The organism is Blautia sp. AF34-10 (assembly GCF_003477865.1).
GTDB classification, from domain to species: domain Bacteria; phylum Bacillota; class Clostridia; order Lachnospirales; family Lachnospiraceae; genus Fusicatenibacter; species Fusicatenibacter saccharivorans.
On record NZ_QUED01000104.1, the window covers coordinates 1 to 512 of the forward strand.

The 512-nt window shown below is 44.9% G+C and carries 1 protein-coding gene; it reads left to right on the forward strand.

From position 1 onward, the window contains the following. Nucleotides 1–512 (forward strand): RNA-guided endonuclease TnpB family protein (locus DWZ60_RS17085; RefSeq protein WP_147397785.1); only part of this gene is annotated, 512 nt, incomplete at both ends.

Genomic DNA, 512 nt, shown 5'->3' on the forward strand with positions numbered 1-512 from the left:
ACTTGGATTTGTCAAAATACGCCAGTCGATGGAAGTGGGAAAAATTAATCACGTAACCATTGAGTACACACCGGCCGGAAAATATTTTGCAGTCTTAAATGTTGATTTCAAACCGGAACCACGCCCAAATGCTGGAGGAACGATTGGAATTGATGTTGGAATCAAAGCATTCTATTCTGACAGCAATGGAAATACGGTATCAAATCCCAGATATCTGGAACGCGCCATGCGAAAACTCATAAGAGAACAGCGCAGACTTTCCCGGAAGCAGAAAGATTCCCATAACCGTGGGAAGCAGCGGCTCAGGGTAGCCAGAGTGCATGAGAAAATAGCCAATCAGCGGAATGATTTCCTGCAGAAACAGTCAACGATGCTGGTGCGCGAAAACCAAACCATCTGTATCGAGGATCTGAACGTGAAGGGAATGATCCGGAACCATAAACTGGCAAAATCCATAGCAAGTGTTTCCTGGGCAAAGTTTTTCGAAATGCTGGAATATAAAGCCAGCTGGT